Source organism: Bradyrhizobium sp. R2.2-H (assembly GCF_004346455.1).
GTDB lineage: Bacteria > Pseudomonadota > Alphaproteobacteria > Rhizobiales > Xanthobacteraceae > Bradyrhizobium > Bradyrhizobium diversitatis.
This window is the reverse complement of the sequence record NZ_SMBR01000024.1, coordinates 32590-46820: the sequence shown is the minus strand read 5'-3', so window position 1 is coordinate 46820 and position 14231 is coordinate 32590. Positions and strand designations below refer to the sequence as shown.

The following is a 14231-nucleotide window of genomic DNA, read 5'->3' as shown; positions in this document are numbered from 1 at the left end:
TGAGCCGGGGCCCAGGTCTCTCAGGGCTGTCACTTCGTCAGGGCCGTCACTTCGCGATGAGATGGGTCCCGGCTCTGCGCAGCAGCGTTACCGGACGATGCAACGCATCGCCTAGGCTGCGGCGCGCCCGGGACACGGGCCAAATTTTCGAGGTCTACTTCGCAGCTTCCGCGCTCGCCATCACCGGGCGCACCGGATCGCCTTCGCGCAGCAATGCGCCGGCGCGGGCGACGACGACATCGCCTTCGTTGAGGCCGTCGCGGACCTCGATGTTGCCGCCCGACATCAAGCCGACCTCGACACGCTTGGTCTCGACGCGGTTGCGGCGGATCACCTGCACCACGGTGCCGGCGGATGAATACTGCACGGCGGTCAGCGGCACCGCGACGTTGCAGCTCTGTCCGGTCTTGATCAGCGCGCGCCCGCTCGCGTTCAGGAGCAGACGCTTCTGCGATGAGATGCCGATATAGACCATCCCCTGCTGGATGTTCGGCTCGACGGTCGCGCCGATGCGGCGCACCTTGCCGCCGATGTCGTCGGCGCCTGCGATCCACACGCTCGCCTGCTGATTGACCGCGAGCTTGCGCACATCGGTGGTGGCCACGAGGCCGACGAGATCGTATTCGCTGCGCGCAACGATCGTGAACAGCGCCTCGCCCTTGGGCGAGGCGAAGTTGCCGATCTGCGCAGTCGAGGTCGCGATCACGCCCGCCACCGGTGCGGTGACCTGAAGCGAGCCGCCTTCGGGCAGCGCCAGCCGGGCCAGCACCTGGCCGGCGGTGGTGGTGTCGCCCGCTTCCGCCAGCACCTCCGTGACCTTCAGGCCGGGACGCTCGGGCCGCACCGAGGTTTGCTCGCGCGCGACGATCGTGCCGGTCGCCTCGACGATATCGGAAAAGCAGGATTTCGCGACCTTCAGCACCGTGACCGCAGGCCCCTTGGGCGCCTCGTCATCGGCGGCTCCGGCCGGATGGGGGCTGAGGACGAGCAGGCCGGCGACGGCTGCGGGACACAGGCTTCGACCAACGGCACGGGGCAAATGACGCATCGGAAATTCCACAGGGGCTATGTCTCCAATCGATAGCAGATGGCCGCCGCCCGCACTATGGCCGCGTCGTCGAAAAGCAGGATGCCGCGCCGCAGGCGGTCGCGGCAAGTCTTTGATTAGTCGCGGGATTGGAGAACAGGTTCGCGCTTCTGGGGTGCCCTCTGCCGTGGCCGTCCGGGCCTCGGGTGCGGCTGATCACGGTCTTCTCATCTGCCGCCGCCACCTGTATGGGATTAGCATCAGAAACGATGCGGCGTTGCTGCCGTACAACTCGTGGTCGAGACGGATGCAGCAGTTCGTATGCGAGCAGAATATCGTCCATTTCGAGCGGCTGCTCAATGAGACGAGCGACCCGACGGTCCAGAGTACCGTGCGCGCGCTGCTGGCATCGGCGAAGCGCCAGTTGGCGTTGCTGAACTCGGCCGCGTCCGGCGCCGATTCGACGCCGCTCGACCAGCGCCGGCGGCAGCATATCGACGGCGCAACGATCCGGCGGCAATTCCAGCCGGAGTTCGATAGCTCGCCGCACCCCTACATGTTGCTGGATCCCGGCCCGGGGCTGTCCATTGTCGACATCAACGACGCCTATGCGGCGGCGACCTTCATCAGCCGGGCCGACGTGGTCGGCCGGTCCCTGTTCGAGATATTTCCCGACAATCCCGACGATCCGCTCGCCGATGGCGTCAGCAATCTCTACGGCAGCTTGCGGATCGTCGGCGAGACAGGGCAGGCCCATGCCATGGCGGTCCAGCGCTACGACATCCGGGATCCCGACGGCTCCTTCGTGGAGCGTCATTGGCAGCCGATCAACTCGCCGATCCACGACACGGCCGGCCATCTGGTCTTCCTGCTGCACCACGTCGAGGATGTCACGCCACAGGTCGCGGCGCCGCGTTAACCGTCAGCCGCGCCGATCGCCCAGCAGCTTGCCGGTCGAACGCTCGATCAGATGCAGCCTCGTGCAGGCCGGGCACGACACGGATACGTGCGTGCGATCGGCCGGCTCATCGGTAAGCCGATGCTGCACGTTCAAGCCAGTCTGAGGGCATTTGAAGACAATCTGTCGGTCCATGGCCGGAGATATGCCGCCAAGCCGGGCCTTGCGAAATTACGGATGTTTACGTAGGTCGGCGGCCTCTCACGACAGGTCCAATGCTGTAGTGAACCAATGCCGTGCGTACGCATTGAACCGGCATGCCCCGTGAAAACGATCTCGAAGGCAAGCCCGACATGGGCGGCAAGCATGGCGGTCAAGCCGGCCAGCCCAAGCTTCCGCCACGTCCGCGCGAGGGCGAGCGCGACGAGGACGTCGTGGCAAAGCGCCACACCGGCCAAACCGATCGCGCGTCGTCACCGACCAAACCAAAATAGCACCTCGTCCGCCCGCATGATGTTGGACGGTCGTCGCGCCGGGGAACGGCGGCATCGCCACGCCGTTAGTCTCGCGCGTCGGGCGTGAGAGATGGAAACGGAGGCTGGCTCGTGTTTTGGATCTATTGGAACACCGCCTGGTCGCTGATCATCAGCGGCATCATGGTCGCCACCATCGTCAGCCATCCCGACGCCGAATTCGCCGAAGTGCGGGCGGCCCGGCGATCGATGTGAGCTTCCCGCGGTCGCGGGTTTGCCCTTGTTCTGACGAGTCCTAAGCAGCAGCCCGTCGGGCCTTGCCGCCGTGATCCCTGTTGTCGTCAGCCGGCAGCCCGCCGCGGCCTGACCGACGTGCCGGAGGCCGCGGGCCGCGATCCCGTCACGTAGTCGGGAAGCTGAAACTTGCGCCGGTAATCCTTCGGTGACACGCCGGCCTGCTTTCGAAACAAGCGGCGGAACGACGCCACGTCCTCGTAGCCGACCTCGCGGCAGATGTCCTCGATGCCTGTTTCCGTCGTCTCGAGCAGTTGCTTGGCTTCCTCGATGCGCAGCGTCTGCACATAGGCGAGCGGCGAATAGCCGGTCGCTGCCCGGAAGCGGCGGTCGAAAGAGCGCTTCGGCAATCCGGAGTGGTGCACCAGCGCCGCAATGAGGTCCTGCCGCTGGTAGTTCTGCGCGATGTAGTCCTGGCACTTGCTGATCACGCCGTCGCCGTGATCCACGTTCTGCACCATCGAGGCGAACGGCAATTGTCCTTCGCGATGCCACTGGTAGAGAAAGAGTTTCGAGATGCGAATCGCCTCTTCCGTACCGCCGTATTTCGCGACGATCAGCAGCGCGAGATCCTGCCAGGATGATGCGCCGCCCCCGCAGACGAGATTGTGACCGGGCCCGTTCTGCACCAGGACGCGGTCCATGCGGAGCTTGACCTCCGGGAAATGCTTTCGAAACACCGGCTCGTAGATCCAGTGCGTGGTCGCCTCGTATCCGTCGAGCAGGCCGGCTTCGGCGAGCACGAGAGACCCGCCGCAGGATCCGTACATCTGCGCGCCTGCCTCGTGCATCTGCCTGATCCATGCGATGAGCCGGCGATCGAGCACGGCGGTGCCCGTCTCCGTGGTGACGATCACATTCGGCACGAACACGATGTCGGTCGATACGACGTGATCGGCGATGTCCTGCGGCATGATGCTGACGCCGGTGACCAACGTGATCAGGCCGGGCTCGGCGCCGACCAGCCGCGGCTCGAACAAGCCGTCCGGCGTGCCGCCTTTGACGCCGTCCCATATGCGCCCTGCGCCCCACAATGTGTCGAATACGCCGTAGATGATCGACGGATCGCATTCGGCGAACACGGGAATACTCACGCGTACACGTCCACGTGACATTCTGCAGCCTCTGGCTCGATTGGCTCGAACCTGACTATTCTGCCTCTCCATCCGCGAGTCCAGACACCCTATGTCGCACCTCAGCGGCGCATCTCCGCGCCCTGAGGAGCCAGACATGAACTTGGATGAGAGAAAGCTCGAGCAGCTGCTTGGACTCGTCGTCAACGAACTCGGCGCCGCCTCAAATGCGGCGCTTGTCGTCCTCGGCGATCGACTGGGATTATTCCGCGCGCTGGCCGACGGCCCGATGACGTCAGCCGACCTGGCCAGGCGAACGGGGACTCACGAACGCTACGTTCGCGAATGGCTGTCCTCACAGGCGGCTTCCGGATTCGTGAGCTTTGATGCGACGAAAGACACGTTCAGCATGACACCGGAGCAGAAGGCCGTATTCGCCGATGAGAACAGTCCGGTCGCGATGGTCGGCGGCTTCAGCCTGCTGCCGGCGGTCTATCATGACGAGCCGCGACTTGCCGAAGCGTTCAAAACCGGCAAGGGCCTGCGCTGGAGCGATCACTGCAATTGCATGTCGTGCGGCGTCGACCGCTTCTTCCGGCCCGGCTATCGCGCGCACCTGATCGCCGAATGGCTGCCTGCGCTGGGCGGCGTCGTCGAGAAGCTGGAGCGAGGTGCCAAGGTCGCAGACGTCGGTTGCGGCCATGGCTATTCGACAAGGCTCATGGCCGAAGCATTCCCCAACTCGGACTTCATCGGCATCGACTACGACGAGGCCTCGATCGACTGCGCACGGGCCGAGATCTCCGGCGTGCGCAATCTGCGATTCGAGGTCGCCAAGGCGCAGGATTTCACGGGATCCGGCTTCGATCTCGTGACGATGTTCGATGCGCTGCACGACATGGGCGATCCCGTCGGCGCCGCCCGTCACATTCGTGCTGCGCTGAAGCAGGACGGCACCCTGATGCTGGTCGAGCCGGCGGCGGGAGACAGCCTGGCCGACAATCTCAATCCGGTCGGGCGGGTCTACTACGCCGGCTCCACCCACATCTGCCTTCCGACGTCGCTGAGCCAGGACGTCGGTCTGGGCCTGGGAGCGCAGGCCGGCGAGAAGCGCATCGCGCAGGTGTTGCGGCAAGGCGGCTTCTCGCAGATCGGCAAGGCTGCCGCCTCGCCCTTCAACATGATCCTGGAGGCGCGGCCATGACGGCTGCGCACATCCTTGCGCGCATCGGCGCGATCGCGGTCGAACCGCACGCGAGGCGGCCGTGATTGACGTCGTCGTCCACCTCCTCCTCGCCCGCGCTTCGCTGGTGGCCGGCCTGTCCCGCCTGTCCTGGAGACGGCTGGCTGCGCTCGGCCGCCGCGGATGGCGCGCGTTCTGGACGGTAGCGGCGGGGGCGTGAATGACGCCGATGCCAGGCCGCCACCGCCTGCGCCGGGAGGCAAACCCGGGCATGGCGGCCTCGCGTCAACGATGAAGCCTCACCGCCTGATCTCCCATCGCAGCGCCTCCGCATTTGGTGGCGCGGTCGGGCGAGGTGAAGGCGAGATCGGTGTTGTCGGACAGGGTGAAGCCGGGCGGCGGGCGGGAGGCAGCGAGTGCGGGTGAAGCGGCCATCGTCAGGACCAGCGCCAGCCAACGGGCGGGGCGGCGAAATACGGCCACGGGAAAATTTCTGAAGAAATGCCGCGCTGCGGCCTCGCCGATTGGACGCCGGCGGGATCACGCCGGTTCATCCCGGGCGCTGGGATAGAGGCTTATCATCCCATCGACCGTCTTGCTGCCGCAGCCAAATCGGCGCACTTTGCCGCCTTCGGCTGATTTGCCATCCAAGGTCCTTTTCAGATGATTACCGCATCCAAGGCCCTCATTGCCGTCTGTCTGATCGCGCTGGCCGGCACCGCATTGGTGATCGGCCCGACCGGGCTGCGCCGCCTGTTGCCGTCCGGGACGGAGACCGCCGTCGCCGCCAAGCCGGAGGCCAAGCCCGAACCCAGAGCTTTGGCCAAGGTCGAACCCAAAGCGGAGGCCAAGGCCGAGCTCAAGCCGGAACAGCCAAAGCTCGCCGGCGGCTCGCCGCCGGTCCCGGCCGCCGGGCCGAAGGCGGGCGCGCTGGCCGAGACGCAGAACCAGGTCACGGCCGCGCTCGCCGATCTCGCGCCGGTCAAGCCGCCGCCGGCGGTTGCGGAGAGCGGCCCTCGTTTCGACGTCGCCCGCGTCGACGATCACGGCGAGGCGGCGGTGATCGCGGGCCGCGCCGCGCCGGGTGCAAGAGTCGAGCTGCTGCGCGACGGCAAGCCGCTCGATAGCGTCGTCGCGGACGCCTCGGGCCAGTTCGTCATGACCCCGCCGCAGCTTCCCTCCGGTTCCTATGAATTGACGCTCCGGGCCAAGGCGCCGGACGGCACGGTGACGGAGTCCGGCCGGACCATGCCGGTGACCATCGCCGCGGCGGCGCCGCCGCCCGCGCGGCCGGCACCGGCCGCGAAGCAAGATGCGGGACAGGAGCCGAAGCAGGCCGAGAAGCCCGACGACAAGCCGGACGTCGTGGCTACTCTGCCATCGGCCTCGCCGCGCCTGGCTTCGGCGCCTGACAGGCAGGCGGCCCGGCCGAGATTGACAGGCGCGCCGAAACCCAAGGTCCTCGCGCGTGCGTCGGCGGACACCACGGTCGCATCGGCCTCGCCGGCAGACGTGCTCACCACCGCACCGGCGCCGGCGGGCGGCAGCCGGGTCATTGCCCGTGGCGACAGTCTGTGGGCTCTGAGCCGGCTCGCCTATGGTGACGGCGCCCGTTACGCGGTGATCTTCAAGGCCAACCGCGACAAGATCAACAACCCCAATCTGATCTATCCCGGCCAGACTTTCGTGATGCCGCAAAAGGCGGAGTAAGGGCGCGGTCCGTCCTCTCCCCGCCCAGGCAGGCGTCTTGAAAGTCGCCGGTCCGCGGGAAGAGTGCGCGGTCGCCCGCGACGCTTTGCCCTGTGTCTCTCCGGAACAATCGGTTCCCACGCGCGTCATTGTGCTGCGACGCATTGCGCTTGGTGCTGGGAGGAGGCCGAGGTGGCCAGTTCGGCGATCATGTCGGGACGCATGGGACTGGCTCTGGCCGGCGCGACCCTCGTGATTGCGGCAGTGCTGCTGCCCAACAAGGCGGAGGCGCAGTTCGGATTGCGCGGCGGTCCGCTCGGCGTTGCACGCTTCGCGGTCGGCCACATGCTCGGCCTGTCGCGCCTGCGCCACTCCCGCATGGCCGTGCGCGGCAGCCGATACCGCTCCGCTGCGCTGCGGTCGCAAGATCTGCGCGAGCGCGGCCAGCTGTCCAATCCCTACGTCCTGCGTGCGGCCCTCACCGCGCAGGCGGCGCTATCGGGCTGGCATGGCGGCCGGCGCCCGCAGGGCTGGTGGCGCCATCCCGACGGCAGCTACGGCTGGGTCGGCCCGGTGTTCTGGCCGTTCGCGCATGACGATCTCACCACCGCGATCATGTTCGGCGACACCACCAGCCTCTCGTTCTACGGCTATGGCGACATCTATGCCGCGATCTTCTCGCCCTATGCGGCGACGGAGCTCGCCGCATACACCGCGCCGCAAAGCCGGCGTGGACGAAGGGTCCCGACGGCGGAGACGCTGTGCGAGGCCAGCGACACCGGCGGCCTGCCGGTCGACCGCATCGCCGCGGCCGTGACACCGAACGAGCTGCAGCGCACCGCGCTCGACGAGCTCGCATCCGCCTGGAATGCGTCGCGCGACGCCATTCACACCGCCTGCCCGGAGCAGGCGCCCGCGACTGCGTCGGAACGCCTCGGCCTGATGCGCGAGCGCCTCGAGGCCATGATCAAGGCGATTGACGCCATCGAAGCGCCGCTGGCGAAATTCACCGGTCTCCTCAATGACGACCAGAAGGCCAGGCTCAATGCCCTCGCCAGCGACCGTCGCGCGGCACTGGCGTCACATCAGCCAAAGGATTCGCAGAAGGATGCGGCCAGGGATGCGCAGGCCGCCGCCTGCCGGCCCGACTACGATCCGCGTTATGACGAAAAGGCGCAGCGCCAATACGAGCAGCTGGTCCAGCAGCAATGGCCCGCAAACGACATTGCCTCCACGCTCCACCTCGACGAGGTGGCCCGCGCCCGCCTCGAGGTGCTCCAGGACACCACCCTGCGCACCATGCAGACGCTCAGCGCCTGCCCGACCGAGCCCGCCGCGACACCGCAAGCCCGCCTCCCGGCCGTGAAGGCGCGGCTGCAGGCCATGCTGCAAGCCGTCGGCGACGTCACCGACGCGCTCGACGATTTCCAGGCGGATCTGAGCGACGAGCAGAAGGTGGGGTTCGAAGCGATCGGGCCGAAGCGGGGGGCGTGAGGCCGAAGTCGCAACGCCTCCCGTGAAGGTCGCTAAAGCATGATCCGGAAAAGTGCGCAGCGGTTTTCCGAAAAGGTCATGCTGAAACAACAACCTAAAGCGCGATGACGATTCATCCTCGCGCTTTAGCCGACCTCCCGCCGCACCTTCGCCGCTGCGTCGCACATGGCCTTCAGCTTCCCGAACGCAGTCGCGCGCGGCATGTATTTCATGCCGCAATCCGGCGCCGGGACGAGACGATCCGGCGAGACATATTTCAGCCCGTTGCGGATGCGCTCGGCGACGGTATCGACGCTCTCGATCGCGGGATCCGCGAGGTCGAGCACGCCGAGCATGATTTTCTTCGACGACAGGTCCTTGAGCACGCCGAGGTCGAGCTTCGGCTGCGCCGCCTCGATCGAAATCTGGTCGGCGGTGGTGTCGTCGAGCTCGGCCAGGAAGGAATAGCCGGCCGGCTTGTTCGAGCCCGGCACGACCGCGGCATAGCCAAAGCAGAGATGCACCACGGTGGGCACCGTGATCCCTTGCAGCGCGCGATTGATCGCCTTGACGGCATAGCGCTTGGCGAGCTCCGGATTGTTGCGCACCCAGGGCTCGTCGAGCTGGATCACGTCGGCGCCAGCCTTTTGCAGATCGAGCGCCTCGGCATTGACGGCCTCGGCGAGCGCCATCGCGAGCTCTTCCTCGTCCTTATAGTACTCGTTCTTGGCCTGCTGGCTCATCGTGAATGGGCCGGGAAGGGTGATCTTCGCCGCACGCTCCGTATTCTTGCGCAGGAACTGCATGTCGTGCAGCTCGACCGGGCCCTTGCGCCGCACGGGACCGACGACGCGCGGCACCGGCGTCTGCGTGTTGCCGGTGCGCGCCACGATCATCGCGGGATTGTCCCCGTCGATGCCGTCGAGCGCGGTAGCAAAGCGATTGGAGTAACTCTCGCGGCGGATTTCGCCGTCGGTCACGATATCGATGCCGGCGCGCTCCATGTCGCGGATCGCGACGATGGTGGCATCGTCCTGGGCTTCTTCCAGGTGTTCGGGCGGCAACCGCCACATGTCGTGCAGGCGCGTGCGCGGCACCACCTTCGACAGCATGGCGCGATTCACCAGCCATTCCGGCTGCGGATAGCTGCCGACCACGGTGGTCGGCAGGATGTGTGCTGGCATGGGCATGGGGCTCTCCTTCTTGTCGTTGTGGCATGTCGTTGTTGAGCGCGGCTGTTCAGGCCGCGCGCGTTGCCGCGACTGAACCTTCGTCCTTGACGGGATTGCTCAGGATGCCGATGCCGGAGATCTCGATCTCGACGACGTCGCCGCCCTTCATCCACAGCGGCGGCGTGCGATAGGCGCCGACGCCGCCGGTCGTGCCTGTCACGATCACGTCGCCCGGCACGAGCTCCGTGAAGGTCGAGCAATAGGCGAGCAGGGCCGGCACGTCGAAGACGAGATCGGAGATCGGAGCCTTCTGCACTTCGACGCCGTTGAGCCGGGTAATCAGCGTCTGCTTTGCGATATCGGTCAGCTCGTCGGTCGTGACCATCCAGGGCCCGAAGCCGCCGGTGCCGGTAAAATTCTTGCCCGGCGCGAATTGCGAGGTGTGGCGCTGCCAGTCGCGGATGCTGCCGTCATTGTAGCAAGCGTAGCCGGCGACATGGCTGAGCGCAGCTTCACGCGAGATGCGGCGGCCGGCCTTGCCGATGATGACGGCCATCTCACCTTCATAGTCAAAGCGTTCCGATTCCAGCGGACGGATCATCGGCTGGCCATGGCCGACCTGGCTGTTGGCGAAGCGGGTGAAGATCATCGGATGCGCCGGCGTCGGATGGCCGCTCTCCGCCAGATGGGTGGCATAGTTGACGCCGATGCAGAAGATCTTGTCGGGATCGGGAATGGTCGGCAGCAGCGCGACGTCCTGCAACGCGTAGTCGGGCTTCTCGCCGGCGAGTTGCTTCAATTCGTCGAGCGACCCCTTCGCGAGCAGCGCCTTCAAGGTCGGATATGCCTTCAGGCGCTTGCCGGCATCGATGACACCTTTGTCGGTGACGATGCCATAGCTCGCAGTACCTGATATCGTGAAGCTTGCAACTTTCATCGGTCAAACACTCTCTTCAATGCAGGAGACATAGTCGTTGATCGGAAGGACGATCTCGCCACAGCGGATCGGAACGCATTGCGGCGGGAAATCCTGGCGGAAGCGCGCGCCGGCGGCACCGGCGCGGTCGAGGAACAGCTCCAGATGATCCATCGCGCCGGTCGGAAGATCGTGCAGCACCATCAGCGTCCAGGGCTGTCCGTTGCACTGGTCGAGCGCGCGCTCGGTCCAGCCGTCGGGGTCGTCCCAGTCGCGCGGAATGGAATTCCAGAGCACGCAGCTGTGTTTTTTGCGCGCGAGATAGTCGACGATGGAGGGCTTCAGCAGCCGCTTGTCGAGATTGCCGCCGCCGCCGAACGGCCGGAACCAGCGCTGCGGATGTGCGAGATCGCCAATCGCGTCCTGCGTGCGTCCGATCTCGTTCTCTGCGGTATCTCGCCCCGATTGCTCACCGAGCGGAATGCTATGCGTAAAGGTGTGATTGCCGACCCAGTGCCCCTCGCGGTGCGCGCGCTCTGCAAGGCCGCGCCGCTCGGGATCGGCAAGCTTCTCGCCGATGACGAAGAAGGTGGTCTTGATCCCGCGCTCGCCGAGAATGTCGAGCACGCGCGGCGTCACCTCAGGGTCGGGACCGTTGTCGAATGTCAGGGTCAAGTCGTACACGCGCGTACCTCAGGTCGCCGGCTGCATCGCGCTGGAAGCGATGTCGTCGTTGGCCTGACCGGCGCGGGTGCCGGTCTGCCAGATCGCCGCCTTGCGCTCGATCCACCGGATCACGGCGTTGAAGCCGATCGCAAGAAACAGCACGAGCAGCACGCCCGCGAATACGTGCGGGCTGTCGAGGATCGTCCGGTAGCGCGAGATCAGGTAGCCGATGCCTGCCGAGGAGATCAGCATCTCCGAGACCACGACGCCGACGATGACCAGCGCACCACCGACGCGCAGACCCGACAGCACCGTCGGGATTGCCGCCGGGATGATGACGCGGACCAGCCGCTGGCTCAGCGTCGCGCCCATGCTGCGGGCGGCGAGCAAGAGTTGCGGATCGATGGTCTGGATGCCGGCGGCGGTGGCCAGCATCGTCGGCAGGAACCCGTAAATCGAGGCGAACGCGATCTTGGATTCGGAGCCGATGCCGAGCCAGACCGTGAAAACGGGATAGAGGATCACAAGCGGCACCGCATAGAGGCTCGACACCATCGGCATGATCAGCACGCGCGGGCGCGGCAGGCTGCCGACGATGGCGCCGAGCAGGATGCCGCCTCCGCAGGCGAACGCCATGGAGACCACGACCTCGTAGAGGGTGACGGCAAGCGCATGACCGTATTCGCCGGCGTCGGTCCATCCCGCCATCAACGTGGACGACAGCGACGGCAGGAACAGTTCCGGGATGAGCCCGGCGCGCGGCAACAGCTCCCACAGCGCGATCAGGCCGATCACGATCAGATGTCGCAGCGTCTTCGCACTGATCCTGGCACTCATCTCCGCCTCACGCCGATTTGCGGATGTGCCGCCAGATGCGGTCGCGCAGGCTCCCGAAGGCATCGCCGCTCAGCATCTCGTAGGTGCGCGGCCGTGGCAGCTGGACCTGGAGATGGTCGACGATGCGGCCGGGCCGGGCCGACATGACGATCACCTCGTCGGCGAGATAGACCGCTTCGGTCAGGCTGTGCGTGACGAACACGACGGTCTTGCCGGTGGCGGCCCAGATGCGCAGCAGCTCGTCGCCCATGGTCATGCGCGTCTGCTCGTCGAGCGCCGCGAACGGCTCGTCCATCAGCAGCACCGGCGGATCCTGCACCAGCCCGCGCGCGATCGAGACGCGCTGCTTCATGCCGCCCGAGAGCTCGTGCGGATGGCGCCTGCCGAAGCCGTCGAGCCCGACCAGCTTGAGCGCATCCTGCGCCTTGGCGCGCCGTTCAGCCTTGGGGACACCCCTTAACGCCAGCGGAAACTCGACATTGTCCTCCGCCGTCAGCCACGGAAACAGGCTCGCCTCTTGGAACACAACGCCGACCCTGTCGGGGTCGGGCTGCAGGATCGGCGCGCCGCTGATCGTGATGGTGCCCGCGGTCTGCTGACGCAGCCCCGCCATCATCATCAAAAGGGTCGACTTGCCGCAGCCGCTCGGGCCGACCAGCACGACGAAGCGGCCGGGCTTGATCTCAAGCGAGACGTCCTCCAGCGCGATGACGTCCTGCGACCGGGTCTTGAACACCTGGCCGACATTCTTCACCTCGATCGCGCCGGCGCGCGCGGCCGGTTTCAACGGGGTCACGTTCGCCAATGGCTGCATCGCGTTTCCACCCATCTGACAAGTTCGTTGAACGTCATGGCGATCGCGGCGACCATCACGACGCCGGCAAGGAGCTGCTTCATCTGGAAATTCTCGCCCCAGGTCGCGATCTGGTGGCCGATGCCGTCGCGTGAGGCGTACATCTCGGCGAGGATCACGCCGGTCAGGTTGAAGATCATGGAGATCCTGAGCGCCTCCAGCAGAACCGGCAGCATGCTCGGCAGGTAGACGCGGAACGCCGTCTGCATCGGCGTGGCGCCATAGGAGCGCGCCACCGTCAGATGCTCGATCTTGACGGACTCGACCGCCGTCGTGGTCGACATGATCACGATGAAGATGGTGGAGAAGAAGCCGAAGCCGACCTTCTGGGCAAAGCCGACGCCGAACACCAGGATGAACATCGGCAGGAAGATCGATTTCGGGATGCTGAAGGCGAAGAACAGCAGCGGCTTGGCGACATCGGCGAAGTAGCGGTTCTCCGCCACCAGGATGCCGATCACCGCGCCAAAGGGGACGGCCAGCGCGAACGCGGCCAGCACCTCGGTCGCGGTCACCATCAGGTCCTTCTGCACGGCCGCGCGTTGCAGGAGATCGCCGAGCGTCACGAACGTGTCGGACGCCGACGGCAGCAGGCGCGGATTGACGATGCCGGTGCGCGACAACACCTCCCACAGCGCAAGGATCGCGACGATGATCGCGATCCGCGCAAGGTTGATGGCAAGCGTGCTCTGCATCGCCAACTACTTGGTCGGGACGGGCTTGAACCTGGTCGAGATCACGTCCTCGACCGGCACGATGTCCTTGAGCCCGCCGAGCTTCGCAAGGTCGAGCGAGAGCTGCACCGCCGCGCTCACGTTGGCTGCGCCCATGTCGCCGCTGGTCTCGAGCTTCATGATCGTGTTGTCGTATTCGAGGCCGGCGATCTCCGGCGGCATCTCGTAGAGCTCGGCGATCAGCTTGATGGTGACGTCGCGATTGGCGCGCATGAACGCGACCGCGCCGTAGAGAGCGTTCACGGCCTTCTGCACCAGCTGAGGCTTGGCCTCGGCGAACTTGTCGAGCACGATCCAGCCCGCGGTGAGGTTCGGCGGAACCGCGGTCGCGTAGTCGAGGATGGACTTGGCTTCGCCGGACTTCGAGATCTGGAAGCTCAGCGGCGAATAGACCACGGCGGCTTCGACATTGCCGGCCAAAAGGTTCGGCACCAGGCCGCCGCCGCCGACGGGGACGCGCGTGAAGTCGATCTTCTTGTCCTGGATGGTCCACAGCGCAAGAAGGTCCGAGCCCGAGCCGGCCGCGGTGATCGCCACCTTCTTGCCGTTGAGGTCCTTGACGTCGAGCGTCGATTTGGCCGGCACCATCAGCTGCCAGCCGAAATTGCCCATCGCGGCGTTGGCGACGATGCGCGACATCACGCCCTTCTTGCGCCCGGCGGAGACAAGCGAGGGCGGATCGAGGATGATGTCGGCCGCGCCCGCAGCCATGCCTTCGAACGTCTCCGCACCGCTGCGATAGATGGTCAGCTCGGCCTTGATGCCTTCCTTCTCGAACAACTTTTGCCGCACGGCGGTCTCGGCGATCGTGGTCGGCCAGTATGTTTTCGTGGGCAGGCCGACGCGAATGGTGTCGGCGGCGCTCGCGGGGCCGGCGAAAATTGCGGCGGCAACGAGCGTCATGAACGCGTGACGGCGATTGATCTTCATTGTTTCCTCCCGG

16 protein-coding genes are annotated in these 14231 nt (G+C 66.1%); 6 read left to right on the top strand and 10 right to left on the bottom strand.

The genetic code is table 11. The annotated features are described in order from the left end of the window. Window positions 1-154: 154 nt before the first annotated feature. A complete protein-coding gene (locus EDE08_RS36630; protein ID WP_165936392.1) occupies window positions 155-1048 on the bottom strand; it encodes an efflux RND transporter periplasmic adaptor subunit in 894 nt (297 codons plus the stop codon). Window positions 1049-1334: 286 nt separating this feature from the next. On the opposite strand from EDE08_RS36630, the gene EDE08_RS36625 reads away from it, so the two are divergent. The 3 genes from EDE08_RS36625 (at window position 1335) to EDE08_RS39455 (ending at window position 2653) form a co-directional block, all read left to right on the top strand. After that, window positions 1335-1946: a PAS domain-containing protein gene (locus tag EDE08_RS36625; protein ID WP_131874493.1), complete on the top strand. Its 612-nt coding sequence runs from the start codon at window positions 1335-1337 to the stop codon at window positions 1944-1946. A gap of 296 nt (window positions 1947-2242) precedes the next feature. Continuing rightward, on the top strand, window positions 2243-2419 hold the full coding sequence (locus EDE08_RS38770; RefSeq protein ID WP_156505135.1) for a hypothetical protein: 177 nt from the start codon (window positions 2243-2245) through the stop codon (window positions 2417-2419). Window positions 2420-2530: 111 nt separating this feature from the next. Further along, a complete protein-coding gene (locus EDE08_RS39455; protein ID WP_256439331.1) occupies window positions 2531-2653 on the top strand; it encodes a hypothetical protein in 123 nt (40 codons plus the stop codon). A gap of 86 nt (window positions 2654-2739) precedes the next feature. Here the strand turns inward: EDE08_RS39455 and EDE08_RS36620 are convergent, their stop codons facing one another. Then, window positions 2740-3786, bottom strand: a complete 1047-nt coding sequence (locus tag EDE08_RS36620) for a GlxA family transcriptional regulator (RefSeq protein ID WP_245524993.1) — start codon at window positions 3784-3786, stop codon at window positions 2740-2742. A gap of 136 nt (window positions 3787-3922) precedes the next feature. Between EDE08_RS36620 and EDE08_RS36615 the strand changes: the two genes are divergently transcribed. Beyond that, a complete protein-coding gene (locus EDE08_RS36615; protein WP_131874491.1) occupies window positions 3923-4969 on the top strand; it encodes a class I SAM-dependent methyltransferase in 1047 nt (348 codons plus the stop codon). A gap of 264 nt (window positions 4970-5233) precedes the next feature. Here the strand turns inward: EDE08_RS36615 and EDE08_RS36610 are convergent, their stop codons facing one another. After that, window positions 5234-5431: a hypothetical protein gene (locus EDE08_RS36610; RefSeq protein WP_131874490.1), complete on the bottom strand. Its 198-nt coding sequence runs from the start codon at window positions 5429-5431 to the stop codon at window positions 5234-5236. Between the two features lie 180 nt (window positions 5432-5611). On the opposite strand from EDE08_RS36610, the gene EDE08_RS36605 reads away from it, so the two are divergent. Then, window positions 5612-6658, top strand: coding sequence for a LysM peptidoglycan-binding domain-containing protein (locus EDE08_RS36605; RefSeq protein WP_131874489.1), 1047 nt, complete (start codon window positions 5612-5614; stop codon window positions 6656-6658). Between the two features lie 189 nt (window positions 6659-6847). Further along, window positions 6848-8131: a Spy/CpxP family protein refolding chaperone gene (locus EDE08_RS36600; protein WP_131874512.1), complete on the top strand. Its 1284-nt coding sequence runs from the start codon at window positions 6848-6850 to the stop codon at window positions 8129-8131. Between the two features lie 125 nt (window positions 8132-8256). Here EDE08_RS36600 and EDE08_RS36595 read toward each other — a convergent pair whose 3' ends face one another. Genes EDE08_RS36595 through EDE08_RS36565 form a run of 7 tightly spaced genes read right to left on the bottom strand, consistent with a single transcriptional unit; the run spans window position 8257 to window position 14218 of the window. Further along, window positions 8257-9300 (bottom strand): uroporphyrinogen decarboxylase family protein, encoded by a 1044-nt coding sequence (locus EDE08_RS36595; RefSeq protein ID WP_207913202.1) that lies wholly within the window; start codon window positions 9298-9300, stop codon window positions 8257-8259. A 49-nt stretch (window positions 9301-9349) separates the two neighbouring features. Further along, window positions 9350-10219 carry a fumarylacetoacetate hydrolase family protein gene (locus EDE08_RS36590; protein ID WP_131874488.1) on the bottom strand — a complete coding sequence of 290 codons (870 nt, stop codon included), beginning with the start codon at window positions 10217-10219 and terminating at the stop codon, window positions 9350-9352. Window positions 10220-10222: 3 nt separating this feature from the next. Next, window positions 10223-10882, bottom strand: a complete 660-nt coding sequence (locus tag EDE08_RS36585) for a polysaccharide deacetylase family protein (RefSeq protein WP_131874487.1) — start codon at window positions 10880-10882, stop codon at window positions 10223-10225. 9 nt (window positions 10883-10891) lie between these two features. Next, on the bottom strand, window positions 10892-11701 hold the full coding sequence (locus tag EDE08_RS36580; RefSeq protein ID WP_131874486.1) for an ABC transporter permease: 810 nt from the start codon (window positions 11699-11701) through the stop codon (window positions 10892-10894). A gap of 7 nt (window positions 11702-11708) precedes the next feature. Next, window positions 11709-12515, bottom strand: a complete 807-nt coding sequence (locus EDE08_RS36575; protein ID WP_061880315.1) for an ABC transporter ATP-binding protein — start codon at window positions 12513-12515, stop codon at window positions 11709-11711. Beyond that, on the bottom strand, window positions 12494-13249 hold the full coding sequence (locus EDE08_RS36570) for an ABC transporter permease (protein WP_131874485.1): 756 nt from the start codon (window positions 13247-13249) through the stop codon (window positions 12494-12496). The genes EDE08_RS36575 and EDE08_RS36570 overlap by 22 nt, the downstream gene beginning before the upstream one ends. Before the next feature lie 6 nt (window positions 13250-13255). Then, window positions 13256-14218 carry an ABC transporter substrate-binding protein gene (locus EDE08_RS36565; protein ID WP_131874484.1) on the bottom strand — a complete coding sequence of 321 codons (963 nt, stop codon included), beginning with the start codon at window positions 14216-14218 and terminating at the stop codon, window positions 13256-13258. Between the last annotated feature and the right edge of the window lie 13 nt (window positions 14219-14231).